Raw genomic sequence first — 25,179 nt, forward strand, 5'->3', positions numbered from 1 at the left:
TGCGTGGCGAAACCGGGACTCGGTGCGGGCATGGCGACCCCTTCTGCCCGGGGATCATCGACACCAGCGCGCACCTGCTGGCGATCGCCCGAACCGCCGACCGAATTACGTCGGCCTGACGCAAGCACCGCGAACTCGACGGTGGTGGCCGACGATGGTTCGCCGACCTCGCACCCGGCTCTGCTCAGCGGAACTGCATGTTGGTGGTCGCCAAGCCGAAGATCTTGCGGCCACCGGACTTCGCCACGATATTGACGACCGCGCTGCGGGTCGCGGGATCGAGGGATTTCACGCGGCCGGTGTATTCGATCTCCCCGCCTTCCTTGGCGTCGACCAGGGCGAAATTCGACAGGCGGACGCCGTATCGGGTGACGGCTCCCGGATCGCCCGACCAGGTGGAAACGAAGCCCGCGCCAAGGCCCATGGTCAGCATGCCGTGGGCGATGACGTCGGGCAGACCGGCCAGCCGCGCCACCCTGTCGTCCCAGTGGATGGGGTTGCCGTCACCGGAGACGCCGGAGTAGTTCACCAGGTCACCGCGGGAGATGCGGGCGTTACGGATCGGGAGTTCGTCGCCGACACTCAGATCGTCGAACGAGATTGCGGTGCAAGGGATCCGGGCGGCGCCTTCCATCGACAGGGTCAGCTCACCCTCCGGGCGGCGCGGCGTCGGCTGCGCGCGGATGGCGGCGATCTCCTCGGCGGTCCGGCCGCGGCCGAGGATGTTCACGCCGTGCACCATGATGTTCTCCACGGCGTGGGTGATCTCGGGATCGACGCCTTCACCGGCGATACCGACGACGGTCGTGTGCATGATGTGCACGACCTCGCCGGACCCGTCGGTGAACGTGTTGGTGACGGTGATGAGGTCCTTGCCCGCGATCCGACGCACCGAGGACAGCTCGACGTCGGTGACGAGCGTGTCGCCCGCGACGATCGGTTTGTACTGCTCGAAGACCTGCTCGGTCTGCACGAACATGTCGTAGCCGACCACCACGGTCTCGAACAGCAGCCGGTTGGCGGCCATCGCCGGAATCGAGGTGAAGGTCAGTGGCGCGACCAGACCGCTGTAGCCGAGTTCCGCCGCCGCGTCCTCGTCCCAGTGCGCGGGGTGGTAATCCTGCACCGCCCGCGCGTATTCGCGGATCTTCTCCCGCCCGACCTCATAGGTGCTTTCGGCCTGGTAATAGTGCCCCACTTGTGACGCGACATCGGGTGCATCGACTACCGAACTCACGTGAACCTACCCTTTGCTCGAGGAACGGACCCCCGGCACGATATCGGAAAGCCGGGTGCGATCGTGCCAGGACAGTCGGATCCGAGCGAGCACGACAGCGCGTCGGACGAAACGATGTGAGAGATCACCGCGGTGCCGCCGCCTGCGACGACACCGCCACGACCTCGATCAGCCGAGGCGAACCGGGAACGCCGCCAGATCATTCTGTGTCAGAACCGGCAGATTGTGGATCTCTTCCACCGGTGTCGCCAGCTGCAATCGCGGGAAGCGAGCGAACAGAGCGGGCAGGGCGATACCGCCCTCGAGCCGTGCGAGCGCGGCGCCGGGGCAGATGTGCGGACCGTACCCGAAGGTGATGTGCCGGTTCGCCGTCGGGCGATTGACATCGAAGACGTCGGCGTCCGGACCGTGCACGGAACTGTCGCGCCCGATCGCACGGTAGGACATGACGACACCTTCGCCCTTCTCGATCGTCATCCCCTCGACGCTGATGTCCTCGGTCGCGAAACGCATCAGCAGATGCGTGACCGGGCTGTCCCAGCGCAGCGTCTCCTCCACCGCCACATCCCAATCGACATCACCGGAGCTGACCTGCGCCAACTGCTCCGGATTGCTCAGCAGCGCGCGAACCGCGCAGAGGATGAGCCCGATCGTGGTCTCGTGGCCCGCCGCGACGAGGGCCTTGAGGTTACCGACCACTTCCTCCTCGGTCAGCGGTTCGCCGCCGTCGGTGGCCTGGATCAGGGCGCTGGTCAGGTCGTCGGTCGGATCGGCGGTCTTCTTGCGTACCAGGGTGGTGAAATAGGCGTCGAGTTCATCGATGACGCGCAACCGCTCGTCCTGCGGAGTCAACAGCGAGAAGAACGCCTTGTACCAGTCGAGCAGCATCGCGTGATCGCTGCGATCGACACCCATCAGCTCGCTGATCACCCGCATCGGCAGCGGGTAGGCGAAGACGGACTTCAGGTCGACCGTCGCTCCCCCGCGTCCCGCCTCCTCGAGATCATCGAGCAATTCGGCGGTGAGCCGCTCGACCGCCGGACGCAGCCCGTCCAGCCGACGTTTGGTCAACGCCTGCGTGGTCTTGATACGCAGCCTGCGGTGTTCGGGACCGTCGACGGTGAACATGGAACGGCCCGCGTCGATCATGCCGATCAGCGGCCACTGCCTGGTCACCACCCCGTCCTGCCACAGCGACCACGCGTTGATGTCCTTGACCAAGCGGGTATCGACCAGTAACTGCCTGGCCAGCGTGTGACGGGTCACCGTCCACGCGGGCACCCCGAGCAACTCGATACGCGCGACCGGATCCCCGGCCACCAGCCGGGCGGTCTCGCCCGCGAGATCAGCGACCATGGGATCGATGACGAGAGCGTGTGGGCAGACCTGACTCACGGGGTACCTCCAACAGCACGGACCGGGGTGAAACGGACTGGCAGTGATGTCATTCCACGAAGGAACGCCGAAGGCCGACGCACCAACGTCTCGGCGGGAATCGCGAGATCGATATCGGGCAGGCGGTCGAGCAGCACCTCCAGGCCGGTGCGCGCGATGATCTCGGCGATCTGCTGCGCCGGAAACGGGCACCGGTACTCACCGTGGGAGAACGCGAAATGCGCGCAGTTGCCGGTGTAGGCGGGTTCCACCGAATCGGCCACGTGCTGACGCACATGCGGATCGGAATTCGCGGCAGCCAGCCCGAGCAGCAGCATGTCGCCGCGCCGAATCACGCTGTCGCCCAACCGGGTGTCGCGGGCGGCCCAGCGACCGGACAGGATCTGGGTCGGCGTGTCCTCCCACAGGACCTCGTTCATCGCCTGACCGACACTGTGGCGGCCACCGCCCATCGACGCCGCGAACCGGTCGTCGGTGAGCATCAGACGCACCGAATTGCCGATCCAGTCCGAGGTCGGCAGATGCCCGGCCGCCGTGATCGCCATCAGATCGAGCACGTACTCCTCGTCGGTGAACGATCCTTCGTGCTCGAGCATCCGAGAGACCAGACTGTCGCCGGGGCGCGCCTTGGTCGAGGCCAGCAATTGCTGCATATGACCGAAGAACTGCCCGTGCGCGGCCTGAGCGTCCGCGCCACCGTCGGCGAGGGCCTTCATCGTCCACGCGAGCTGGCCGCCGACCTCGTCGGGGAACCCGAGGATCCAGGCGAGCGCGAGAATCGGCAACGGCTCGGCGTAGTCGGCGACGAGTTCGGCCTCGCCCTTACCGCAGAAATGATCGATCAGCCGGTCGGCCAGATCCTCACAGACGCGACGCAACGCGTACTGGTCGACGGTGTCCATCGCCGACTCGACCATCTCGATATGCCTGCGATGTTCCGCGCCCGCGGTGTAGTAGACCGACGGCATCGGCTGCCCGACCATGGGCCGCAACGGCCAGTCCTCGGGAATCTCGGGCCACTGGTTCCACAGCGCGACATCACGCGGGAACAACTCCGGATCACTGGTGACCTGATGCATCTCGCGATAGCCGATGACCAGCCAGGCCGGAACCCCGCCGGGCAGTTCCACCGAGACCACCGGACCGTGCTCGCGCCGCATATCGTTGTACAGGCGCTGCGGATCGGAATGGAAACGCGGACCGCTCAGCGGCACCGGAGCTTTCCTCGACGGCGCGGCACGGGTGCCCGCGCTCTCCTCGGAGACGACGTTCGGGTTGGTCACGACACGTTCTCCGGGGTCCGTCCGACGAAGGATCGACGCTCACGCGCGACGGCGCGGCACACGAACAGCCGCTCGACCAGCGCGACCAGCACATCTCTACAGGATTCACGCGACCGCGCGTCGCAGTCGATGAGGGGCACATCCGGGTCCAGATCGAGCGCCTCGCGAATCCTGGCCGGGTCCAGCGATCCGCCGAAATTGTTGCAGGCGACGATGAACGGAATCCCCTGGTGCTCGAGTCGATCGATGGCGTACCACGAATCGGCGATCCGCAGCGGATCGAGCAACACGATCGCACCCAGCGCACCGGTGAACAGTCGGTCCCACAGGAACCAGAACCGTTCCTGTCCCGGCGCGCCGAACAGGTACAGGACATGTTCGGCGTCGATGCTGATCCGCCCGAAGTCGAACGCGACCGTGGTCGTCGTCTTACCGGTCACCCCGGTCAGATCATCGACGTGCAGACCTTCCTGGGTCATCGTCGCTTCGGTGTCGAGGGGGCGGATCTCGCTCACCGAACGCACCATCGTGGTCTTGCCGACGCCGAAACCGCCGACGATCACGATTTTCAAGCCCTGACGGGTATCCGAGTGCAGCGGCGCGTCGGCGCGGGTCGGCCGAGGGTCAAATATTGCGGAGTCCAACGAGCACCTTCTCGAGGGTGGTGGTGTCCGGCATCGAATTCCACGGCGCACCGGGGGTAGTCGCCTTGCCGATCTGGGGATGACGCACAGTGATCTTGCCCGCGTGCAGCAGGTCCGAAAGCAGAATCGTGGTGATGCCGACGGGAATTCGAAGTTCCGCGGCGATCTCGACCACCGCGGTCGGCGCCCGGCACATCGTCAGGATCGCGGCGTGTTCACTGCTCATCCCCGACGTCGGCTCGGATTCGCTGACCACCAGGGTGACGAAGTCGAAGCGCTCGTAATCCGGTTTGCTTCGCCCGCCGGTCAGTGTGTACAGCCGGTCGGGATCCTCGTCACGGCCTGGTCTACTGCTCACGACACGCTCTCCTCCCCGAAGCGCGGGGTGGTCGCCAAATGGTCACCGAGCTGTTCGACCAACTCCCGCATGTTGTGGCCGACCAGGCCCGCGTCCGAGTCCTCCCCCGCGACGACCGCGATATGCGCGCCCATGCCCGCGTCGACGATGAACAGGATGCCGCCGTGGAATTCGGTCATCGACTGACGCACACCCGAGCGTCCGTCACCGAATTCGATCGACGCGCCGTGCGAGAGGCTCTGGATCCCGGCGGCGATGGCCGCCAGTTGATCGGCACTGTCCTCGGTGAGGCGTTCGCTGTGGCACATCTTGAGCCCGTCGCTGGACAGCAGCAGCGCATGCCTGGTGCCAGGGGTGCGGGACAGGAGTTGTTCGAGCAACCAGCTCAGCTGCGAGGGCACGGAAGTTGTCATCAGTCGTTCTCCTGGGCGGCAGATGGGGCGGATACGGCGGGCTCCCGGCCGGTGATCGCCCGCTGGAACGCACCGAGCGCGGCGGGTTTCGTCGTCGTCGGCGGGGAGCTGATCTCGGCGGGTTTCTTGTCGCTCAGACCTTCGGGATGGACAGCGGCGAAAGTACTTCCACGCCGCCGTTTGGGCAGTTCGATACCGGTCGACGACGGAGCCGGCGCGACCGCGGCCGGCGCGGCGACCGCAAGGGCCCTCGGTGCGGGCGGACCCACCGGGGGTTCGACCACGGAGATGTCGACCCTGGTGGTGAGATCTCGCGGCACCACGACCACGACAGCGGTGCCGCCGATGGCCGAGGGCCGGTAGGACACGGTGAGCCCGTGTTTGCGCGCCAGGTAGCCGACCACCGCGAGACCGAGCCTGGTCCCCGACAGGGTCGACAGATCCGTGCCCGAGGTGTTCCGGCTACCGGGCGCGACAGACGAGACGGAGGCTTCGGCGCGCCGCAGCGCGGACTCGCTCATCACCAGGCCGCTGTCCTCGATGGTGAGCACCACGCCCGCCGGAACCTCGGCCGCGTACAGATGCACCTCGGTGGTGGGCGGTGAGAAGTTGCAGGCATTGTCGATCAACTCGGCGAGGGCGTGCATGACGCCCTCCGCCGCGTGGCCCGCGATCGCGATATTCGCGACGGCGCGCAACCGGACCCGCTGGTAGCCGGCGACGCGGCCCATCGCGCCACGCAGAATCGACTGCATGGCGATGGGTTTGGCCCAGCGCCGACCCGACCGCGAACCGCTGAGCACCGCGATACTGTCGGCCAGACGGCCCGCCTGGGCGGTGTGATGATCCAACTGCAACAGGTCGGCGAGCACGGACGGATCGGAGTGCTTGTGCTCCATCTCGCGCAGCTCGGCGAGCATGCTCGTCGTCATCGCCTGCATACGTCCCGCGGCGCCCGCGAACGCCGCCATGGCCGCCACGCGACGGCTCTCACTGCTCCTGGCCGCCGAATAATGTTCTGCCGTGGCTTGTTCCGCGGCCGCGACCTGGGAACGTAGCTCGGCGGTCGCTGAGACGATGGTGACATGCGCTTCGTCGCGGGTGGCGAGTACATCGCCGCGCGCCGCCGCGAGTTGTTCACGGGTGGCGACCACCTCGGCGCGGGCATCCAGAGAAGCCCTCCGGAAATACACCGCCGCCGACACCGCTACCGAAAGTACGACCGCGGTCGTTCCGGCGCCGATGGCCAACGGAATTCGCATTTCCTCCGGCGCGTAGTACACCGCGACGCCGACGCCGCCCGAGGAGATGAGAAGGCATCCCCACCATGTCACGTGTGGGAGGCGCCTACCACGGACCGGAGGGTCCCCAACGCCGTCATCCACTTGATTCGATGACTGTGACAAAGTCCGTACTACCACCCTCGCGTGCTCGCCTACCGGGGAGAATTCGTTATCCCCTGACACCTCACTTCTTGTTCGGACGTTGTCAAATAAGCAGACCGACAAGCAGTTTCGAATATCGGGACACGAGCATAGCGGTAGCCGGGAATGCACGCGACCGGTAGGTCACGAGAAGATGTCGATCAGCCGCATTGCGCTGCGTACGGCCGCCGAATCGGGGCGTGCGACAGGTGTTGCCACGAGGTCGCCCGCGTCTCGCATCGGAAATGCCACGGCGACAGGTTGTTCGCTGCGCCCGACGACGACGCGGATCGTTCGATGAGGCCGATCGCCCCGTTGGTGATCTTGACAACACCTACGTATTATCCAGTGCACCAACGCTATTCGTCTCCGACGCCGTTACTGTTCGTTCGCCGGTTCGACTAGCGTTGAACCATTATGCTCGGACACTCACATGCGACCAGTGGCGCGTTGGCCTGGTCGGGGGCAGCAGTGGCGCTGCCCATCACCGCGTTGACCTATCCGGCCGTGCAGACGGGCGTCGGACATCTCGGCATCGCCGACCTCTTACTCGGCACCTTCCTCACCGCGGGAGCCGCACTGCTCCCGGACGCGGACCACCCCAACAGTTCCATCGCGCACGTGCTCGGACCGATCTCCCACATCCTGTGCACCATCATCTCGAAGGTGTCCGGCGGACATCGGCACGGCACGCACTCACTGCTGTTCGTCGCCCTCGTCACCTACGGAACGTGGGCCGGCGTGCACTGGCTCGGCAAACCGTTCACCCTCGCGCTCGTATTCTTCCTGCTGGCCTTGGCCGTTCGCGCCCTGCACCTGTGCCCCGGCGGCGACAGCGTGAAAGCCTGGGGCACCGTCGCCGTCCTGGCCGCCGCCGGAACATTCGCGATGGATCACTGGCTCGCGGACAAACCGTCGTGGCTGCCCTTCGCCGTCGGACTCGGCGCCCTGGCCCACATCCTCGGCGACTGCCTCACCGACAAGGGATGCAGGCTCTTCTGGCCGTTCGACATCCGGGTGCGGTTCCCGATCATCGAACGCACCGGCAACAAGGTCGAGACCTGGCTCATCTCACCGCTTTTCGTCGCGGGCACGCTCGCGGTGCTCTGGTACGCGATCACACGCCAGCCCTGAGAGCGGCGCCGATTCCTGATCGGCGCCACCACCGGCGACTCGACAGTCGAAGACGGAAACGTACCGCGCGTGGAGCCCTTCTCGTCTGGAGCTTTCTTTGTGGTGGCTGTTATGAAGGAAGCTCGGCCGGGGTATGGCATCAGTGCATTAATACGCATATCCGGATAGCGGGATTTATCGAATGACCCGCAGTGCGACATACGACGTGGACGACGAGCCGAAGCAGCACATAGTCCGACAGACTACAGCTGCACGGTGCCGTCGAAAGCTTCATCGCCGGGCCGCGGTTCGAGGCGACACTTCCCCGGTGTGCAGGGATGACCGACGCTCGTACCCATATCTGACGAAACAGCTCGTGTCACCCGACCGGACACGGTCGCGATATCGGCGGCCGCCGAACCCGTTGCAGCGGTGCTTCACGGCGGCCACTCCCCTGCTCTATGCGGTTTTTGTCGTGCGGTCAGTCGTTGTCGACGGATGGATAGGAGATTGGCATGCATTGATGCGCATATATACGTATCATGATTTCTTTTGTGGTTGAACCGACCATGCGATGCGTGACGCCCGAGCTAACCTGAGCCATGACCGCTGGACCGACAATGAAGCCGCAACGCTGGCAACCTCCCCGAGCCACGGCTCGCGCACGCCGAACCAGCAGCACTCCTCCCCTGCCCCCGGTGAGCCGACTCGAACTCCCCGGCGACGGGCCCGAGGATGTCGTCCTCTCTTCCGACGGCAAGCTGATCGTCGGAATACACGACGGCTCCATCCTGGCGATCGATCCGGCCGACGGGTCGGTGCGGAAACTGGCTGATACCGGCGGCAGGCCACTCGGCCTGCACGCCGACGCGGACGGAAGTCTGCTCATCTGCGATTTCGAGCGGGGCCTGCTCGAAAGGCGTCCCGATGGCACGTTGGAGGTGCTCGTCGACGAAGTCGACGGTGAGCGGTTGAAGTTCGCGAGCAATGTCGTGCGCGACGCCGACGGCACGATCTACTTCTCCTCGTCCACGAGTCGGTACTCGCTCGCGGAATACACCGGCGACCTGCTGGAGCATTCGGGTACCGGCAGGCTGATGCGGCGCGATCCGGACGGCGGGGTCGAAACCCTTCTCACGGGATTGCAATTCGCGAACGGGGTCGTGTTGGCCCCCGACCGCACCTGTGTGCTGGTCGCGGAGACCGCGGGCTACCGGGTGGCCCGCTATTGGCTCACCGGCCCGAAGGCGGGTACCCACGACATCCTCGTCGAGAATCTTCCCGGTTTCCCGGACAATATGGCCCTCGGCAGCGACGGTCTGGTGTGGATCGCGGTTCCCGCTCCGAGGGATCCGCTGCTGGATCGTCTGCTTCCGCTGCCGGGGATTCTGCGGCGCGTCGTCTGGGCGCTGCCGGATCGGGCCCGCCCGAAGCCGAAACGCACGGTGTGGGTGCAGGCCGTCGACTTCGACGGCCGGTTGGTGCACGACCTGCAATGCGAAGGCACCGATTTCTCGATGGTGACCGGCGTCGTCGAGCAGGACGGGACGTTGTATCTGGGCAGCCTCACGGAGTCCGCGGTGGCGGTGACGCGAGTTCCGGCGTAGTCCACCCGCAGCGCAACCCATTTCAGTGCACGACTGTACACTGAAATGCATGAGTGGTACCCACCCGCAACGCAAGGCCGAAGTGCGGGCGCTGGCGCGATTGGCCGGAGACGAACTCGGCGGCGCGGTCGACGGTATCGGCGCGGTCCACCGCGCGATCTCCGACCGGGTCTTCGCCGCCGTGCGGCTCGGGGTCGGACCGGCGGCGCAGCCGGTGAAACTGGTGCACGACGCGATCACCGACGGCGTGTACCGGGCGGTGAGCGCAGCGGCGGTGGCCGCGGGCGCGGTCGCGGAACATACGGCCGACGTACCGGGCGTCGCGCCCTCGCGCACCGTCTACGGGTCGGGATTGCTCGCCGCGTTGCAGGGGCTGATCGGTGACACGCTCGCCGATCAGCGGCCGATTCTGGCCGGCCCCATGACCTTCCGGCGCGCGGGCGCGCCGATAGCCGCCGAACAGGTCGCGGCGGGACTCACACGGCCGAGCGGGCATATCGTGGTCTTCCTGCACGGACTGGTGGAAACCGAACATGCCTGGCATCTGGGCGGCGGGCCCAGCTATGCCGAGCGGCTCGACACCGACATGGGCTGTTCGGCGCTACAGATCAGATACAACAGCGGTCTGCGCATTCACGACAATGCCGCGCAGCTGAGCGAACTGATGCAGCGGCTGGTCGATCACTGGCCCGTGCCGGTCGAGCGGATATCGCTGGTCGGTCATTCGATGGGCGGGCTGATCGTGCGCGGCGCGTGTTTCGAAGCCACCGAAGCCGGACGGACATGGGTGCGCGCCGTGCGCAAGGTCGTGTGCCTGGGTTCTCCGCATCTGGGTGCGCCGCTGGAACAGGTGGTGCACCACGGCTCGTCGCTGCTCGGTCTGCTGCCGGAGACACGTCCGTTCGGGCGTTTGCTGCGCAGGCGCAGTGCCGGAATTCGGGATCTGCGGCGGGGATCGGTACTCGAGGACGCCGAGGCCGCCGATATTCCGCTGCTCGAAGGCGTCGACCACTACTTCGTGACTGCGAGTATCACCCGCAGTCCACGTAATCCACTCGGGCGCGTACTCGGTGACGGCCTGGTGCTCACACCCAGTGGCGCGGGCAGGAACCGATCCCGTCGGATCGGCTTCGAGGAATCGAACGGGCTACATCTGCCGGGGGCGAACCATTTCACGCTCCTGAACCACGAGGCCGTGTACGCGGCGCTGCGTGACTGGCTCGGCGCTTCGGAGGCGGCGCGGGCCGACAGCACCGGCTGAGGGAGCGAATATTCGGTTCGGTCAGAACAGCTGGTCGGAGTGGGCTTCCGCTTCGGCGCGCACGTCGACGGCGAACTGTTCCTCGATCGCGTCGTCGTCGCCCGCGCTGTGTGCCGCGTAGAGCAGCAGGCATCCGCGGATTCCGTCGAGCAGATCTTCGAGCAGGTCCAGCGCGGGGCGGACCGGGTCGAGCCTGCTGATCCGGAATTCGGCGAGCATCGCGGCGCGCGTGGCACTGTCGACCTCGTATTTGCGCGCCTGCTCCTCGATTTCGGCCACGCGGGCGACGACACCCCACGGCGAGGGCACATGTCCCTCGGATACCGCGATGGCCTCGGCGATCAGATCGACGACGATCTCGGTGGGGCTCTCCCCCGCGACCGAGCGTTCCAGGACCAGCGTCGGGGTCTGGACCTGGAGCGCCTCGATATCGTCGGCTTCGACCACGACTTCGGCGGCGGGTACGTCGGCGATCTCCGCGGTCACCTCCGCGGCGGCGTAGAGCCAGTGGGCGGCCGCGACCGAGGCCGAGGCCGGGTCGAGTTCGGTGAACAGTTCGAGGGAGCCGAGCGGGTCGGCGCGCAGCAGTTCGTGGGCGGCCTGGACCTGCGCCGGGGACACGTCGGGGCGCGACATCTCCACCGCTTGGCGCGAGCGGCCCGACAGATCCCCCAGTTCGGCGGATTCGATCGCCGCCTGTTCCCGCTCGACCTCGGAGACGATGACGTCGGTCAATGTCTCGATGTCGATTCCGTGCAGTGCGCGTCCGACCCGGTGCGCGGATTCGACGACGCCGCTGTAGGAGACGATCAGTCCCTCTTCGGTGGGGAGGTGCGGGGCACGTATGCCCGCCTCGACCTCTTTGAAGTTGCGGCGTTCCTCGGCCCGTCGCCACGCCTCGCTGTTGGGCACGTCGGGATCGCCCGCGGCGCTGGCGGGGTGGGTGTAGGTGCGCCATTGGAATCGCGACAGCGTGGTCAGATTCGACGCGAGGCTCGTCGCCTGATCCGAAGTGACCGGTGGCAGCACGGCCACGGTCTCGGACAGGTCGCCGCGTCCGGTCGCCCAGATTGCCACGAGTGCGTTGCGGCCTGCGTCGAATGCGTATCGGGTCACGTCGCTCAGTCTTGCCGATATACCGTCGCGGCGCTTGCGCAATACGTCCCATTTGCGACACGGGGCCGGGCGTTTCCACGCCGTTCGGTGACCTACGGCGACAAAACCCTTGCTGACGACGTGTTTTCGCGAACCGGTCGCGGCGGTTCCCGGTGCCGGACGCGAGATGCGTCACGTCGGCGCACCGGTGCGTCCGCGAGCGGACTCGCCGACCGGGGACCGGTGGTCGCGGTGCGACAATCGACGGCAGGCTCCGGGCAGACCTGCCCGGCCGGACCAAGGATGGCAGATGACTCTCGATCACGGTGACCCGGGCGACGCGCCTTCGATTCCGGCGCCCACCGCGCCGGTGGTGAATTCGGCGCGTCCGGCGGCGGCCGAGGAGGCGAGGACCATCGCCGCGTCGACCAATACCGCGACGCTGGCGAGTCTGAGCGAGGACGGGACGCCGTGGGCGTCGTTCGTCACCTACGGCCTGCTCGACGGTCAGCCGGTGCTGTGCGTGTCGCGGATGGCCGAGCACGGTCGCAATCTGGAAGCCGATCCACGTGCGAGCATCGCGGTGGTCGAGCCGAATCCGCCCGCCGACCCGTTGGCGGGGAGTCGGATCACGCTGGCCGGTGTGGTGGAACTGCCCGTCGGCGACGAAGCGGCGGCGGCGCGGGAGGCGCATCTCGCGGCGGTGCCCGCGGCGAAGTACTACATCGATTACAGCGATTTCTCGCTGTGGGTGTTGCGGGTGCGCCGGATTCGCTGGGTCGGCGGGTACGGGCGGATGGATTCGGCGAGCGCCGAGGATTACGCGGCGGCGGCACCGGATCCGGTGGTGCCGAGCGCGGCGCGCGCGATCGAGCATCTGAACGCCGATCACGCGGATTCGCTGCTGTCGATGGCGCGGGTTCTGGGTGGCTATCCCGACGCGAGCGAGGCCGCGTGCGAGCGGGCCGACCGGTACGGGCTCGATCTTCGGGTGGTCACCGCGCGCGGTGTGGCACGCACCCGAGTGGGGTACGCGCAGCGGATCGACAGCGCCGATCAGCTCAGGGCGGCGACGGTCGAGTTGGCGCGGCGGGCGCCCGAGGCCTGAGTCGGCGCCCTCACGCTTCGTACAGTTCCAGCGGCAGGTCGTCGGGGTCGTAGAAGAAGGCCATCCGTTTGCCGGTCGCGTCGTCCACGCGCAGTTCCTCGGTGCGGACACCGCGGGCGGCGAGTTCGGCGAGTGTGGCGGCGACGTCGGTGACCACGAAGGCCAGGTGGCGCAGACCGCACGCCTCGGGTCGGGTTCGCCGGGGCGGGGTGACCGGGAAGGAGAACAGTTCGACGCGGCCGCCGCCGGGTATCGCCAGATCGAGTTTGTAGGAGCGACGCTCGGCGCGGTACTCCTCGGCGATGACCTCGAGCCCGAGGGTGCCGGTGTAGAACTCCTTCGATTTCCGGTAGTCCGAGGCGATGATCGCTATGTGGTGGATCCCGAGGAATTCCATGGGCGCAGACGGTAGCGCAGGGCCGGGGTCGGGCGGGCGATGTCGGGGCGTATACGCCGCGATCCCGCAACCCGGGCGCGCTGTCAGTGCGTGAGGATCACTTTCACGACGACGACGGTGGTGGCCACGGCGGTGAGCGCGAGCGCGGCCAGCACCGATCCTCTGGTGGGAGGTTCGCCTTTGAGTCGGCCGATGACGAAGACGATGCCGCCGATGCGCAGCAGGATCACGATCTCGGCGACCAGTTGCGCGGTTCCGTGGTCGAGCCATCCGAGCAGGCCGGTGGCGAGGATGGCGCAGGGCAGTAGCGCGGAGGTGAGGATCGGCACGGAATTGCGCAGGCCGCGCAATTGGTCGGCGCGGGTGCCGACGCTGCCCTCGCCGACGCTGCGGCCGACCGCCTCGGCGAACAGGTGCGCCACGAACGTCGACAGCGCCGTGCCGAGCACGATCAGGATTCCGGCGTGGACGTCGGTGGTGACGACGGGTACCAGCGCCGCGAGGACGAGGACGTTGCCGTAGATGTAGGCGCTGATCCGCCCCGCGGCGTTCTTGCGGTCCAGTGGTTTGTCGCGTGAGAACAGCGGACGGTGCAGCAGCGTGTCGGAGACGGTCTTCACACGGCCTCACCCTCGCCGTGCGGGCCGCGAGCGCGATCGGCGACTCACGGCGTGCGGTGCCCTGCGGTGAGGGCTGGGCGGGCGATCAGTTCCACGAGTAGCAGTGCGGCCGCGGCGATCACGAGGGTGACCATCACGACGAGCCCGGACGGGTACTTCCAGAACACCAGCGTGATGGCGGCGATCGCGACGACGGCGACCCGCAGGGCGACCCGGTGCGAGGCGACGGCGACTTCGACCGGGTGCGGGGCGCGGCCGTCGGCCGGACCGCGGACCCGGTCGGTGAGCGCGCCGAATCCGCGCCGGACCGACCGGGCCGATTTCGAGGATCCGACCAGGTAGCCGACCGCCGCGATCGCCACGGCCAGCACGAATACCGCGCGCATGGCGGTGCGCAGCGGCAGGGCGAGCGTGTCGAACAGGGCCGCGGCCGCGTCGCGGGACAGCGCCTCGCCGGGCACGTCTCCGAGATAGACCGCGCGGCCGATGCTGATCGCCACGACCAGCAGCAGCATGGCGGCGGCGATGGCGACCCCGACCAGCGAGAAGGCTCGCAGGCGACTGCCTCCCGGCGCGAGCAGCACGGCCCCGGCCGCCACGAGCAGTACCGCCAGCGGCAGGACGGTGGCCGCGTTGTTCAGCGCCGACACCGCTCGCTGGGCTTTGACGAGTCCGGGTGATTCGAACAGTACGAAGGTCGCGTCGACGTCGGGGATCTTGTCGGCGAAGGTGAATCCGCGCTCGTCCAGTTCGGCGCGCACACCGTCGATGATCGGGCCCAGCGCGATGGCGACGGTGCCGTCGTCGCCGATGCGGACGCCGGGCCTGGTCTCCCCGGTGACGACCGCAACCATCGTCTTGTGCGCTTCCCGGTTGGCCCGGATCCACAGTGCCTCGAATCGGTCCGATGCCACGAAGGAGTCGACGGTGTCGTGGACGAAGGAGCGGGCTTCGTCGGCGAGGACGGGGGCGAGGCCGATGACGGCGGTGGGTACGCGTGGCGCGTTCTCGGTCAGCGCGGTCAATGCCTCGGTGGTCAGGCGCTGCACGTCGACGCGCGTCATGATCTGGTCGGTGATCCGGTCCGACAGTTCGGCCTGCAGGACCGGGTCGGCGGCCAGCGGTGTCATCGTCTGCACGTATCGGTCGGTGTCGAGTACCTCGGCGCGGACGTAGCGCGCGGGAACGGCCGCGAAGGCGAGGACGGCGACGAGTACGAGCAGGATCGCCGCGCCGGTCCAGCGCAATCCGCGATGGCCGCGCGTTTCCGCTTTTCGGGTGACTTCACGACGGAGGCGCTCGAGTTCCGCGCGTTCGTCGGCATCCAGTGGTGCGCCGACTTCCGGAGAATTCATGGATTTGTCCGTATCCGTTCGATCGAAACGAATAACACGGCGGAATACAGGGTTCGAAATCAACGGTCGCGCAATCAGACCGTAGCAAGATTATCAGCATCCGTATCGAGGTCGATGACACTGTTCGGGACCGGTCGAGAGTGATCATTTTGTGCTCTATCCCCGCATTGCCGTCCGTGGAATACTCTGTTCCACCGGCTGTCGACGCGGGTATCGGATCGTGAATCCCGTACCGCGTCCGAGGGTCCGGCGCGCACTTACCCCCGCGGTGGTGGCGATCGATGGCTGACCATCACCCTGATCTGTCCGAAACGAGGATCCATGGTGAACGAGACGGATATCGAGGAACTCGGCCCCATCGATTATCTGGTGGTGGAATTCCCCGCGGACCGGCAACCCGATGGTTCGGCATTGCCGCTACTGCGAGATCTGGTCGAGCGGGACATCATTCGCGTACTCGACCTCGGTTTCGTGCGGAAGCAGCAGGACGGTTCACTGGTCGGGCTCGAGATCAGCGAAGTCGGGCTGGAGGGTGAAGTCGACATCACGCTGTTCGCGGAGGCGACCTCGGGTCTGCTGGATCGCAACGATCTGGCCGAGGCGGGCGAGGCGCTGGAACCGGGTGCGTCGGGGGCCGTCGTGGTCTACGAGAACCGGTGGGCCGCACCGTTCGCTGTGGCGTTGCGGCGCAGCGGCGCACAGCTCGTCGCGTCCGGCCGCATTCCCACCCAGAGTCTGCTCGGTGCGCTCGACGCACTGGAAACCGCCCGCTGACGGATCGAAGGAGCACATCATGCCCGGTCTCTTGCGAGGAGTCGCCCGCACCGCCGCGATCGCCGGCACCGCGACGGCGGTGTCCAATCGCGTGTCACGACGGCAGGGCCAGAGGTGGGCCCAGCAGGCGCCCGCACCGCAGCAGGCTCCCCCGCCGCAGCCCGCTCCGCAGGCCGCACCCGCCACCGACCCGCTCGAGGCCTTGCAGCGCCTCGGGGAGCTCAAAGCGCAGGGTGTGTTGGACGAGAACGAGTTCAATGCCATGAAGGCAAAGATCTTGGCGTCCTGACCGGTGGGCGACGCGCCGACGCGAGCGGGCACGGGCCTGGTCCTCGCGGTTCTGGGCGCGGGCCAGTTCCTGATGACCCTGGACAGTTCCGTGATGAATGTGTCGATTCGGCTGGTCACTGCTCGAAGGCCTCGGCGCGGCGCTGATCATGCCGGCAATCGTGTCGTTGGTCGCGTCCAACTTTCCGTCCGAACGCCGCGCGGGCGCATACGGGTTGGTGGCCGCGGCGGGCGCGGCGGCGGTGGCGGTGGGGCCGCTGCTCGGCGGCGCTGTCACCACCTTCGCGTCCTGGCGTTATGTATTCGCCGGTGAGGTCGTTCTCGTCGTCATGATCCTGGCGGTCCTGCGGCGTATCGAAGACGCGCCCGCCTCGTCGGCGGTGCGCCTGGACATCGTCGGCTCGGCCCTTTCGGTACTCGGTCTGGGCATGGTCGTGTTCGGTGTGCTGCGTTCGAGCGAGTGGGGGTGGGTGCGGTCCAAGCCGAACGGTCCGCAGGTGTTCGGGTTGTCGCCGGTGGTGTGGCTGCTGATGGGCGGACTGGTGGTGCTGTACGGATTCATGCGCTGGCAGATCAGGGTGGCCGCGAAGGGCGGGGAGCCGTTGGTGCGACCGGGCATGCTGCGCAACCGTCAGTTGGCGGGCGGGCTCACGATGTTCTTCGCCCAGTTCCTGATCCAGGCCGGTGTGTTCTTCTCGGTTCCGCTGTTCCTTTCGGTGGTTCTCGAACTCAGCGCGATGGAGACGGGTCTGCGGATCCTGCCGTTGTCGGCCGCGTTGGTACTGGCGGCGGCGGGAATTCCGAAATTCGTGCCGGACGCGAATCCTCGGCGTGTGGTGCGGGTCGGACTGGCATCGATGATCGTCGGGATCGTGATGCTGGTGGCCGGGGTGGATCCGGCGGCCGACGCGAGCGTGGTGATGGTGCCGATGCTGTTCATGGGGTTCGGGTTGGGTGCGTTGTCCTCGCAGTTGGGGGCGATCACCGTGTCCTCGGTGGCCGATTCTGAGAGCGCCGAGGTCGGCGGATTGCAGAACACCGCGACCAATCTCGGTGCGTCGCTGGGGACCGCGCTGATCGGCTCGATTCTCATCGCGACGCTGACCGGTTCGGTGCTCGCCGGTATCGAGGACAATCCGGCTGTTCCGGCTTCGGTGGCCGAGCGCGCGTCCACCGAACTTGCCGACGGCGTGCCGTTCCTGTCGACGCCGCAGTTGCAGGACGCGCTGACCTCCGCGGGTGTCACCGGTCAGACCGCCGACGCGGTCGTCGAGATCAACGCCGATGCCAGGCTCGACGCCTTGCGGGTGGCCTTCGCGGTGACCGCGCTGCTGGCCATCACCGCGCTGTTCGCGACCGGCCTGTTGCCTCGGCGCGCGATCGGTCGCACCCGCGCAGCGTCGGAGCCGTGACACCGAGTCGAATCCCTGCGTGGGACAGGTCTATTCGTCGTCGTCTCGGCCGCGCAGGAACCTGCCGACGACGGTCTCGTCGAGGGCGAAGGCCTTCACGACGGCGGCCGCGCCGACGATGACGAGCGACAGCACGAAAAGCCAGCTGATCGAGGTGAACGCGAGTCCGAGCGGACCGAATTGCTCGCGCGCGTTGGCCGCGAGGCGGGGCAGCACGACCCGGCCCGCGATGTGCACGAGGCACAATCCGATCGCGGTGAGAATTCCCGACGTCCAGAGCAGCCGTCCGTTCAACGTGCCCTTGGTCAGCACGAACGGCACGAGAATCCACACGAAAGACCAGATGATCAGCTCGATCGCCAGCGACAGCGGCGGGCCGACGTAGGCGATCCGGCCGAGTTGGCGGGTCTGGCCGACGACCCCCGCCGCCAGGGCGACCGTCAGCAGGACCGCCAGCCACCGCCACGCGTCACGCCCGCCGATAGCCGGGACCTTCCAGACCACCTGATACAGGCGACCGAGCGCCCGCGCGAAGGAGGTGCCGCCGATCAGGACGACGAACAGTCCGACCACGCCGAACGCCGCGACCGTGGGGTCGGCGACGGTGGTGTCGGGGCCCGCGCCCAGCGCCGTCGATTCGAATCCGAACTGGTCGCGAATCGTGTTCTCCGCGGCGTCCCAACCGCTGATGACCGAGGCGGCGATGATGACGGGCAATACCGACGTGAATATCTGCGCCGCCAATGCCAGCGAACGATCGGCGATCTGGATATCGGCGAAACCCTCGAGTACGCGGCGGATGGTGCGCCCGTAGGGTGTTCCGCGCAACAGACCGGTCACCGCCTCGGTGCGGGCGAGCGACATTTCACGGGCCAAAGCCACCGACATTTTCACGGACCGCACCCTGGCTCACTACCCTTCGTCGCGAACGGGTCGGATTCGCCCGACTGACCTCGGTGCAATCGACGGTACGCCGTCGCGGGGACACCGCGGACCGGCTGACGTCCATTATCGGCGTCAGTTCCGGACATATCCACCACGCAACTGTGTGAGGACGAAAAGACACCTCCCGCGCCGCACTTGTGCGAGGATCGACACACCGGCACATCGGTCATCCGCGCGGGTGGGATGTCGCGAATGTGGGGTTCATTTCCAGGTAATGCATCGATATGACGCACACGGATTCTCCACCGAATTCAGGAGCACACCGATGATATCCAGGAAGAGTGTTTGCGGAATCGCCGCGACGGCGGCCGTCCTGACGTTGCTCACCGCTTGTGGATCCGACGACGATTCGGATTCGGCCTCGTCCGCGACGACGGCGACGACAACGACCGCCGTCACGGGGACTTCCACCCGCGATATGCGCAGCAGTATCGCCGCCACCGCGTCGTCGGTCGTCAGTTCTGCGCTGAACACCGCGCAGCAGGCCATCCAGAGCGCTATCAACGCGGCGGTGGCCGCCGCGCCGATCACCTTCGACAGCGGCAGTTCGGACCTGGGCGCCGCGGACGTGGCGACCATCAACGCGGTGGCGATCCCGTTGAAGGGCAACGACACCAAGATCCGCGTCACGACCTACGGTACGGACGAGACGTTGGCGAAAGCACGCGGCGACAACGTCGCGGCCGAATTCGAATCCGCGGGTGTCGACAAGGCGCGCATCAGCGTGCGCGTCGAGAAGTCACCCGATGATCCCGCCGATGCCGACAACGCGACGATCGAGGTCGTCGCCGATTAGGGCGAGCCGTCGACTCAGCGGTGCGAGACCACGTCGGGGAAACGGTGCCGCAGCCGGTCCATGTATCGGCGCACGTCCCGTAGCTCGGTCTCGAGCCGCTGGGTGGCGGAACTTCCGGAGCCGGTCATGGCGATCTCGCGGGTGAGGCTGCCTACCTGGACAGCGAGCAGCTGCAGGAAGACTCGGGCTTGGGCGCGGTCGGCGTCGTCCATCGATCAGGGCCGATCTGTCGGTGTCGTATCGGGTATGCCCGGGTGGTTTCGCGGCCGAGGTCCACAGCCGCAGAACCGATTCGGACGGTACCCGTTTCGACGCCGGGTGACGGGCGGATTACGGGGAATCGCAACGGTGTCGAGTTGTTTCGCGCCGGTCGATGGTGGCCAGTGCGAGGTCGGCCCAGTGGATGTTCTCGCGTTCGAAGGCGATGCCGCGCAGCAGGGTGAGGTAGGGGCCGACGGCCTCGGCTTCGAGCAGGTAGGTCTGTTCGGTCCGGCCGCCGAGCATCGCGGCCCTGCCCCGTTCGTAGCGGGCCAGTTTCGCTTCGGCCCGGAGTTTGCTGCCGGCGACGGACGCGCGGATCGACGCGGTGTCGCAGACGTCGACGGCTCGGACCTGCACCAGCAGTTCGTCGCGGATGGCGGTGGGTTTCGGCGTTCGGGCGGTGAACGCGCGCAATGCTTCCCAGCCCGCCGGGGTCAGCGAGTGCAGGCGTTTGTTCGGCCTGCGTTCCTGTTCGACGACGCGGGTGTGGATGAGTCCTTCCTCGGCCATCCGGTCGAGTTCGCGGTACAGCTGCTGCGGGGTGGCCATCCAGTAGTTGGCGACCGAGGCGTCGAAGTCCTTGGCCAGGTCGTAGCCGGAGGCTTCTCCCTCGATCAGCGCGGCCATCACCGCGTCGCGTAGCGCCATCGGCCAAGGCTATCGGCATCTGGACATCGTCGCGGAACCTGGTTAGCGTGCCGGAGACATAGTCAACAAATTGAGTAATCGAGGTGTGGGATGCATCCTTTCCGCAAGGCCGTCGAGGACCGTGACATGGCCGCCGTCGAGGCGCTGCTCGCCGAGGAGGTCGTGTTCACCAGCCCGGTGGCGTTCTCGCCGTATCCGGGCAAGCCCATCACCGCGGCGATCCTGCGCGCGGTGATGCGGGTCTTCGAGGATTTCCGCTACGTGCGTGAGATCGCGGACGAGGGCGGCCGCGATCACGCCTTCGTCTTCGAGGCGACGGTGGCGGGCAAACGCCTCAGCGGCTGCGATTTCCTGCATTTCGACGAGGAGGGCAAAATCGACGAATTCACGGTCATGGTGCGTCCGCTCTCGGCCGCCACCGCTCTGGCCGAGGCGATGGGCGCGCAGTTCGAGCGGATCAAGACCGAGACCGCGTCCGCGATCGAGAGCGGCAGAGCGGGACTGTAGGGCGCTCAGTCCGCGGCGGCGGTCATCGGGACGGTGATCATGGCGACGATCATGTCGACGATCTCCCCGGAATCGTCGGGACCCGGTGTCCGCACCCCCGATTCCAGGGTCCGTTCGTAGTCGGCGACGAGCGCGAAAAGTACCGTCGCCATGGTTTCCAGGCGTCGACGCCGATGACGCGGGGGCAGATGCGGGAGCGCGGCCGTGAGCCGGGTGGCGATGATGCGAACGGCGACGCGGTCGGATCCGGCGAGGCGGCGTGCGTCGGCGATCACCGGATGGGTGCGCACGACCTCGAGAAAACGGCCGTAGTGGCTGACCCCGGAGCGGTCGAGGAGTTCGAGGATCGGGTCGGCCAGCATGGCGACCAGCGCGCGCAGATCATGCGCGGTGCCGTCGGCCTCGTGGGCGGCGAGCAGTTCCATGCGGCGCTGCTCCAGCCAGTTCATGCGACGGTCGACGATGGCCTCGATCAGCCCGGTGCGGGAGTCGAAGTAGTAGTGCACGGCCGAGTTGTTGCGCTGACCGGCTGCGGCCGCGATATCGCGCAGCGGTACCTCGACGCCGCGTTCGGCGATGAGTCGTTCGCCGGCGTCGAGCAGCGCCGAGCGCGAATCGTCGGTGTGCATGAGCGAACCCTACTAAATCGAAGTCTTGACGATGTTAAGCACTGATGATTAATTGGGGTGGTGCAATTAGAACGCGTTGCAGTCTTGTCCGGTGTCGGCCGCTCGACGGCGGCCGAAGGGACAGCGCGGCGCGCACGGGGCGGCGCCCGATGACCATCGCCGCCGGACCGATCTTCCAGCTGGGCTGGGTGGTACCCGACATCACCTCGGCCACAGCGGAATTCGCCGACCGCTACGGCGTCACCGCATGGTTCTCGCTCCCCGAGGTGCGCTTCGGGCCGCACAGCTGCTCCTACCGGGGACAGCCCGCCGACTACACCGTCGCGGTGGCACTCGGCTACGCGGGCGGCCAGCAACTGGAACTGATCGAGCCACGCGCCGGCGACAGCCCGTACTCCGAGTACCTGACCCGATCCGGCGCGGGACTGCACCACATCGCCTATATACCGGACGATTTCGACGCCGCCCTCGCCGAAGCGCGCGCCGCGGGCACCGAGATCATCGCCGAGGGCGACCTCGAAGGAGCCGGGATGGAATTCGCCTACCTCGACGGCGGGTCGATCGGCACCTGCGTCGAATTGATGCGACTGTCAGAGCGGATGAAGGCCGTGTTCGACCGGCTCGTCCCCCACGGGCACACGAACCCGTGGGTCTAGCGGCCCGGAACCCGTATCAGCCACGAAAACTACAGGGACGAAAGGCAATCCAGATGCGATTCACCTATGCCGAGGCCATGACCGACCCGTCGTACTATGTGCCGCTGGCACAGGCCGCCGAAGCCGCCGGATACAGCTCGATCACGGTGGCCGACAGCATCGCGTATCCGAAGGAATCCGATTCGACCTACCCCTACACCCCCGACGGCAATCGCGAATTCCTCGAGGACAAGCCGTTCGTCGAGGCGTTCGTGCTCTCCGCCGCGATCCTGGCGGCGACGACCACCCTGCGGGTGACGCCCTTCGTCGTGAAATTGCCGATCCGGCCGCCGGTACTGGTGGCCAAACAGGCCGCCTCGCTCGCGGCGATGAGTAACAACCGGTTCGGATTCGGCGTCGGCATCAGCCCGTGGCCCGACGACTTCGAGATCATGGGGGTGCCGTTCGAGAAGCGCGGCGCCAGGATGGACGAGTGCATCGATATCGTGCGCGGGTTGTGCGCGGGCGGCTACTTCGAATTCCACGGTGAGTTCTACGACCTGCCGCCGATCAAGATCAACCCGGTCTCGACCGAACCGGTGCCGATCCTCATCGGCGGCCACAGCAAACCCGCGCTGCGCCGGGCCGCCCAGCGCGGCGACGGCTGGATGCACGCGGGCGGCGATCCGGCCGAGCTGGACCGGCTGCTCGCCGAACTCGACACGCTGCGCGCCGAATACGGCACGCGCAAGGATTTCGAAGTGCACGTCATCTCGCTGGACGGATTCACCGTCGACGGCATCAAGCGGCTCGAGGACAAGGGCATCACCGATGTCATCGTCGGCTTCCGCAACCCCTACACCACCGAACACGACACCGAACCGCTCGACGTCAAGATCAGGAACCTCACCAAGTTCGCCGAACGGGTCATCGCCAAGACCGGGAACTGACCCCCGCGAAAGGCCCGGTCGACGTCGATACCGGGACGTGGGATCGACCCGTGCGTACGCTCGGCTACGGCCCGACACGCTGCGTGCGGGAACCGGGCGGCAGGCCGGGTCGGGTGCGAGGCGGGTCGAACCCGTCGGGTGCTCACGTCCACGGAGGTGTCATGAGTTTGGCGGTGCGGCTCGGTGAGCTGCTCGGGGGAACGGTACGCGGGATAGCCGACCTCGGCCCCAGCCACGGATGGACGCTGCATCGGGCGATCCTGTCCGACGGTCGCGACGTGTTCGTCAAATCCGCGCCCGACCACGCCGAGGTGCTCGCCGCCGAAGCCGCGGGCCTGCGCTGGCTGGCCGAAGCCACGCCGAAGGCCGTGCCGCAGGTACTCGCCGTCGACGACCACCTGCTGGTACTGCCGTGGCTACCGGAGACCACCCCGACTCCCGCCACCGCCGAACAACTCGGCCGCGACCTCGCTCAGCTGCACGCGAACTCCCCCGGCATGTTCGGGGCGCCGTGGCCGGGACGCATCGCCGAACTGCCGCTGGACAACACCGAGATCCGCGACGGCGAGGCACCGGCCGCCGTGAACGGATCGCCCACGGCGGCGCTCGGCTGGCCGCGGTGGTATGCCGAATACCGCCTCGCCCCCTTCCTACCGGCGGCAGCGAAACACCTCGGGGCCGAGGGCACCCGCCTGATCGAGCAGGTCATCGACCGCGTCGAGACACTCGCGGGCCCCCCGGAACCGTCCGCGCGCATCCACGGTGACCTCTGGTCGGGAAATCTGCGCTGGAGCCGCGACCGCGCCCGGCTCATCGACCCCGCGGCCCAAGGCGGGCACCGCGAAACCGACCTCGCCATGCTCGCACTGTTCGGCGCGCCGCAATTACCCAGAATTCTCGCCGCCTACCAGCAGGTCCGTCCCCTGGCCGAAGGCTGGCGCGACCGAGTGGCCCTGCACCAACTGCACCCGCTGCTCGTACACGTGGTGCTCTACGGCGCCACCTATCGGGAACAGACCCTCACCGCCGCGAGCGCGGCACTGGCGGCCGGGCACAGTTCCTCGCGGGAGTAGCGCGCGACGGGTGGCCGCGTCGGGTGGGAAGAACGATTCGAAGGCCACCTGGCGGCACGATCGCACGCCCTCGTCGCCGAGCGGTAGATCGTCGGTGATCACGCCCGTCCGTGCCGCCGGGGTTGACTATCGGCCGGACGCCCCCACGTCGAGTCCGGCGACCAGGCGCGTATTCGTCACCCGCAGTTGGTGTTCGGTGGCCTCCTCGAGCACGCGGGCCCGGTTCTCGTCGATCCGCCCGCACACTCTTCCCCAGTGCAGTGCGACCCGATCGCCGACATCGGCCTCGGTGGCGAGGCGACGCGCGGACGACACCGCCGCGACCGATCGCGTCTCCGGCGCGGACAGACGCAATCGGGAGTCGTCGAGGAGCAGACGACGGCATTCCACGCTGATCTCGTCGCCACGGCGTGCGCGCACCACCCCCCAGGTGATCCGGCAGTCGTCGAGGATGCGCAGTGGATGTTCACCGGAGCCGACGCCGAGCAGCCGCGACCACGGGTACACGCCGAAGACGTGGAAGCAGTGGTTCGGGGCGGCCTCGCGCGCCAGATCCGGGGTCAGGTGTTTCCAGTAGTGCCCGGCGGCGGGACCGAGCACCGCGAGCAGTTCGTGGGCGAACGCCTCGCGGTCGAGATCGGCGCCGAGCCCGCCGCCGAGCCAGTACGACTCGACCAGGCGGCGATCGAGCGGATCGGCGATGCCCGTCATACGCGCCATCACCCGCAGGTACGGCCACGCGCCGGAGAATCGGCGGGCGGCCGCGCGGACCTGCGCGGCGGTGCCCTCCCGTAGCGCGGTCGCGTCCGGTGGGCCGCAGTAGCCGAGATCGTTCGGCGCGTAGGCGAATCGGGCGAACACGTCCGCGCCGCTGCCTGCCACGACCTCCGGCGCCGAAGCGTCGTTCGTCGGGCGGCCATCGGCCCGCGCGTCCGCTCGACCGCCGATCAT

General features: G+C 67.4%; 27 protein-coding genes and 1 pseudogene. 12 read left to right on the top strand and 16 right to left on the bottom strand.

Annotated elements, in window-relative coordinates; translation table 11 throughout:
• Window positions 1–184: 184 nt before the first annotated feature.
• From DAT37_RS11560 to DAT37_RS11590, 7 genes are all read right to left on the bottom strand, one after another.
• Window positions 185–1,237, bottom strand: a complete 1,053-nt coding sequence (locus DAT37_RS11560; protein WP_109524740.1) for a fused (3R)-hydroxyacyl-ACP dehydratase subunits HadA/HadB — start codon at window positions 1,235–1,237, stop codon at window positions 185–187.
• Between the two features lie 168 nt (window positions 1,238–1,405).
• Window positions 1,406–2,593 carry a cytochrome P450 family protein gene (locus DAT37_RS11565; protein WP_109524741.1) on the bottom strand — a complete coding sequence of 396 codons (1,188 nt, stop codon included), beginning with the start codon at window positions 2,591–2,593 and terminating at the stop codon, window positions 1,406–1,408.
• Between the two features lie 35 nt (window positions 2,594–2,628).
• The gene (locus DAT37_RS11570) at window positions 2,629–3,915 is read right to left on the bottom strand and encodes a cytochrome P450 (RefSeq protein ID WP_232839685.1); all 1,287 of its coding nucleotides are present in this window, start codon (window positions 3,913–3,915) and stop codon (window positions 2,629–2,631) included.
• Window positions 3,912–4,487, bottom strand: a complete 576-nt coding sequence (locus tag DAT37_RS11575; RefSeq protein WP_232839686.1) for a GTP-binding protein — start codon at window positions 4,485–4,487, stop codon at window positions 3,912–3,914. The genes DAT37_RS11570 and DAT37_RS11575 overlap by 4 nt, the downstream gene beginning before the upstream one ends.
• Before the next feature lie 52 nt (window positions 4,488–4,539).
• Window positions 4,540–4,917 carry a DUF742 domain-containing protein gene (locus DAT37_RS11580; RefSeq protein WP_109524743.1) on the bottom strand — a complete coding sequence of 126 codons (378 nt, stop codon included), beginning with the start codon at window positions 4,915–4,917 and terminating at the stop codon, window positions 4,540–4,542.
• Entirely contained in the window at window positions 4,914–5,330 is a 417-nt protein-coding gene (locus DAT37_RS11585) for a roadblock/LC7 domain-containing protein (protein ID WP_109524744.1), read from the bottom strand. The genes DAT37_RS11580 and DAT37_RS11585 overlap by 4 nt, the downstream gene beginning before the upstream one ends.
• Window positions 5,330–6,664 (bottom strand): sensor histidine kinase, encoded by a 1,335-nt coding sequence (locus tag DAT37_RS11590; RefSeq protein ID WP_232839687.1) that lies wholly within the window; start codon window positions 6,662–6,664, stop codon window positions 5,330–5,332. Before DAT37_RS11590 ends, DAT37_RS11585 begins: the two co-directional genes overlap by 1 nt.
• 507 nt (window positions 6,665–7,171) lie before the next feature.
• Between DAT37_RS11590 and DAT37_RS11595 the strand changes: the two genes are divergently transcribed.
• The 3 genes from DAT37_RS11595 to DAT37_RS11605 all read left to right on the top strand — a co-directional run bounded on the left by DAT37_RS11595 (window position 7,172) and on the right by DAT37_RS11605 (window position 10,735).
• Window positions 7,172–7,888: a metal-dependent hydrolase gene (locus DAT37_RS11595; RefSeq protein ID WP_109524745.1), complete on the top strand. Its 717-nt coding sequence runs from the start codon at window positions 7,172–7,174 to the stop codon at window positions 7,886–7,888.
• A gap of 677 nt (window positions 7,889–8,565) precedes the next feature.
• Window positions 8,566–9,474, top strand: a complete 909-nt coding sequence (locus tag DAT37_RS11600; protein ID WP_232839688.1) for an SMP-30/gluconolactonase/LRE family protein — start codon at window positions 8,566–8,568, stop codon at window positions 9,472–9,474.
• Window positions 9,475–9,523: 49 nt separating this feature from the next.
• Complete coding sequence (locus DAT37_RS11605) at window positions 9,524–10,735, top strand: PGAP1-like alpha/beta domain-containing protein (RefSeq protein WP_109524747.1); 1,212 nt, start codon at window positions 9,524–9,526, stop codon at window positions 10,733–10,735.
• A 21-nt stretch (window positions 10,736–10,756) separates the two neighbouring features.
• Here DAT37_RS11605 and DAT37_RS11610 read toward each other — a convergent pair whose 3' ends face one another.
• Window positions 10,757–11,851 carry a hypothetical protein gene (locus DAT37_RS11610; protein ID WP_198654192.1) on the bottom strand — a complete coding sequence of 365 codons (1,095 nt, stop codon included), beginning with the start codon at window positions 11,849–11,851 and terminating at the stop codon, window positions 10,757–10,759.
• Between the two features lie 289 nt (window positions 11,852–12,140).
• On the opposite strand from DAT37_RS11610, the gene DAT37_RS11615 reads away from it, so the two are divergent.
• Window positions 12,141–12,938, top strand: a complete 798-nt coding sequence (locus DAT37_RS11615) for a HugZ family pyridoxamine 5'-phosphate oxidase (RefSeq protein WP_109524819.1) — start codon at window positions 12,141–12,143, stop codon at window positions 12,936–12,938.
• A gap of 10 nt (window positions 12,939–12,948) precedes the next feature.
• On the opposite strand, the gene gloA2 is transcribed toward DAT37_RS11615, so the two are convergent.
• From gloA2 to DAT37_RS11630, 3 genes are all read right to left on the bottom strand, one after another.
• Entirely contained in the window at window positions 12,949–13,335 is a 387-nt protein-coding gene (gene gloA2 / locus DAT37_RS11620; RefSeq protein WP_109524748.1) for an SMU1112c/YaeR family gloxylase I-like metalloprotein, read from the bottom strand.
• A gap of 83 nt (window positions 13,336–13,418) precedes the next feature.
• Window positions 13,419–13,955 carry a hypothetical protein gene (locus DAT37_RS11625; protein ID WP_109524749.1) on the bottom strand — a complete coding sequence of 179 codons (537 nt, stop codon included), beginning with the start codon at window positions 13,953–13,955 and terminating at the stop codon, window positions 13,419–13,421.
• A gap of 44 nt (window positions 13,956–13,999) precedes the next feature.
• Entirely contained in the window at window positions 14,000–15,310 is a 1,311-nt protein-coding gene (locus DAT37_RS11630; RefSeq protein ID WP_109524750.1) for a hypothetical protein, read from the bottom strand.
• A gap of 324 nt (window positions 15,311–15,634) precedes the next feature.
• Here DAT37_RS11630 and DAT37_RS11635 point away from each other — a divergent pair, with 324 nt between their 5' ends.
• The 3 genes and pseudogenes from DAT37_RS11635 (at window position 15,635) to DAT37_RS11645 (ending at window position 17,784) form a co-directional block, all read left to right on the top strand.
• Window positions 15,635–16,084 (top strand): DUF6325 family protein, encoded by a 450-nt coding sequence (locus tag DAT37_RS11635; RefSeq protein ID WP_109524820.1) that lies wholly within the window; start codon window positions 15,635–15,637, stop codon window positions 16,082–16,084.
• Window positions 16,085–16,103: 19 nt separating this feature from the next.
• Window positions 16,104–16,373 carry an SHOCT domain-containing protein gene (locus DAT37_RS11640; RefSeq protein ID WP_109524751.1) on the top strand — a complete coding sequence of 90 codons (270 nt, stop codon included), beginning with the start codon at window positions 16,104–16,106 and terminating at the stop codon, window positions 16,371–16,373.
• A gap of 3 nt (window positions 16,374–16,376) precedes the next feature.
• Window positions 16,377–17,784: pseudogene (locus DAT37_RS11645) on the top strand (MFS transporter).
• A 30-nt stretch (window positions 17,785–17,814) separates the two neighbouring features.
• On the opposite strand, the gene DAT37_RS11650 reads toward DAT37_RS11645, so the two are convergent.
• The gene (locus DAT37_RS11650; RefSeq protein WP_232839695.1) at window positions 17,815–18,672 is read right to left on the bottom strand and encodes a hypothetical protein; all 858 of its coding nucleotides are present in this window, start codon (window positions 18,670–18,672) and stop codon (window positions 17,815–17,817) included.
• A gap of 322 nt (window positions 18,673–18,994) precedes the next feature.
• Between DAT37_RS11650 and DAT37_RS11660 the strand changes: the two genes are divergently transcribed.
• The gene (locus tag DAT37_RS11660) at window positions 18,995–19,525 is read left to right on the top strand and encodes an OmpA family protein (protein ID WP_157978420.1); all 531 of its coding nucleotides are present in this window, start codon (window positions 18,995–18,997) and stop codon (window positions 19,523–19,525) included.
• A 14-nt stretch (window positions 19,526–19,539) separates the two neighbouring features.
• Here DAT37_RS11660 and DAT37_RS11665 read toward each other — a convergent pair whose 3' ends face one another.
• Together DAT37_RS11665 and DAT37_RS11670 are read right to left on the bottom strand one after the other, a co-directional pair.
• Window positions 19,540–19,737 carry a hypothetical protein gene (locus DAT37_RS11665; protein WP_109524756.1) on the bottom strand — a complete coding sequence of 66 codons (198 nt, stop codon included), beginning with the start codon at window positions 19,735–19,737 and terminating at the stop codon, window positions 19,540–19,542.
• Window positions 19,738–19,855: 118 nt separating this feature from the next.
• Window positions 19,856–20,434: a PadR family transcriptional regulator gene (locus DAT37_RS11670; protein ID WP_109524757.1), complete on the bottom strand. Its 579-nt coding sequence runs from the start codon at window positions 20,432–20,434 to the stop codon at window positions 19,856–19,858.
• 90 nt (window positions 20,435–20,524) lie between these two features.
• On the opposite strand from DAT37_RS11670, the gene DAT37_RS11675 reads away from it, so the two are divergent.
• A complete protein-coding gene (locus DAT37_RS11675; protein ID WP_109524758.1) occupies window positions 20,525–20,941 on the top strand; it encodes a nuclear transport factor 2 family protein in 417 nt (138 codons plus the stop codon).
• Window positions 20,942–20,946: 5 nt separating this feature from the next.
• Here the strand turns inward: DAT37_RS11675 and DAT37_RS11680 are convergent, their stop codons facing one another.
• Window positions 20,947–21,570 carry a TetR family transcriptional regulator gene (locus tag DAT37_RS11680; protein WP_109524759.1) on the bottom strand — a complete coding sequence of 208 codons (624 nt, stop codon included), beginning with the start codon at window positions 21,568–21,570 and terminating at the stop codon, window positions 20,947–20,949.
• Window positions 21,571–21,719: 149 nt separating this feature from the next.
• On the opposite strand from DAT37_RS11680, the gene DAT37_RS11685 reads away from it, so the two are divergent.
• The 3 genes from DAT37_RS11685 to DAT37_RS11695 all read left to right on the top strand — a co-directional run bounded on the left by DAT37_RS11685 (window position 21,720) and on the right by DAT37_RS11695 (window position 24,228).
• Complete coding sequence (locus DAT37_RS11685; protein WP_109524760.1) at window positions 21,720–22,226, top strand: VOC family protein; 507 nt, start codon at window positions 21,720–21,722, stop codon at window positions 22,224–22,226.
• Window positions 22,227–22,279: 53 nt separating this feature from the next.
• Window positions 22,280–23,155, top strand: a complete 876-nt coding sequence (locus DAT37_RS11690; protein WP_109524761.1) for a TIGR03619 family F420-dependent LLM class oxidoreductase — start codon at window positions 22,280–22,282, stop codon at window positions 23,153–23,155.
• A gap of 161 nt (window positions 23,156–23,316) precedes the next feature.
• Complete coding sequence (locus DAT37_RS11695; RefSeq protein ID WP_109524762.1) at window positions 23,317–24,228, top strand: fructosamine kinase family protein; 912 nt, start codon at window positions 23,317–23,319, stop codon at window positions 24,226–24,228.
• Between the two features lie 126 nt (window positions 24,229–24,354).
• On the opposite strand, the gene DAT37_RS11700 is transcribed toward DAT37_RS11695, so the two are convergent.
• Complete coding sequence (locus DAT37_RS11700; protein WP_109524763.1) at window positions 24,355–25,179, bottom strand: DUF6390 family protein; 825 nt, start codon at window positions 25,177–25,179, stop codon at window positions 24,355–24,357.

It is taken from the genome of Nocardia aurea (assembly GCF_003123685.1).
Lineage (GTDB): Bacteria > Actinomycetota > Actinomycetes > Mycobacteriales > Mycobacteriaceae > Nocardia > Nocardia aurea.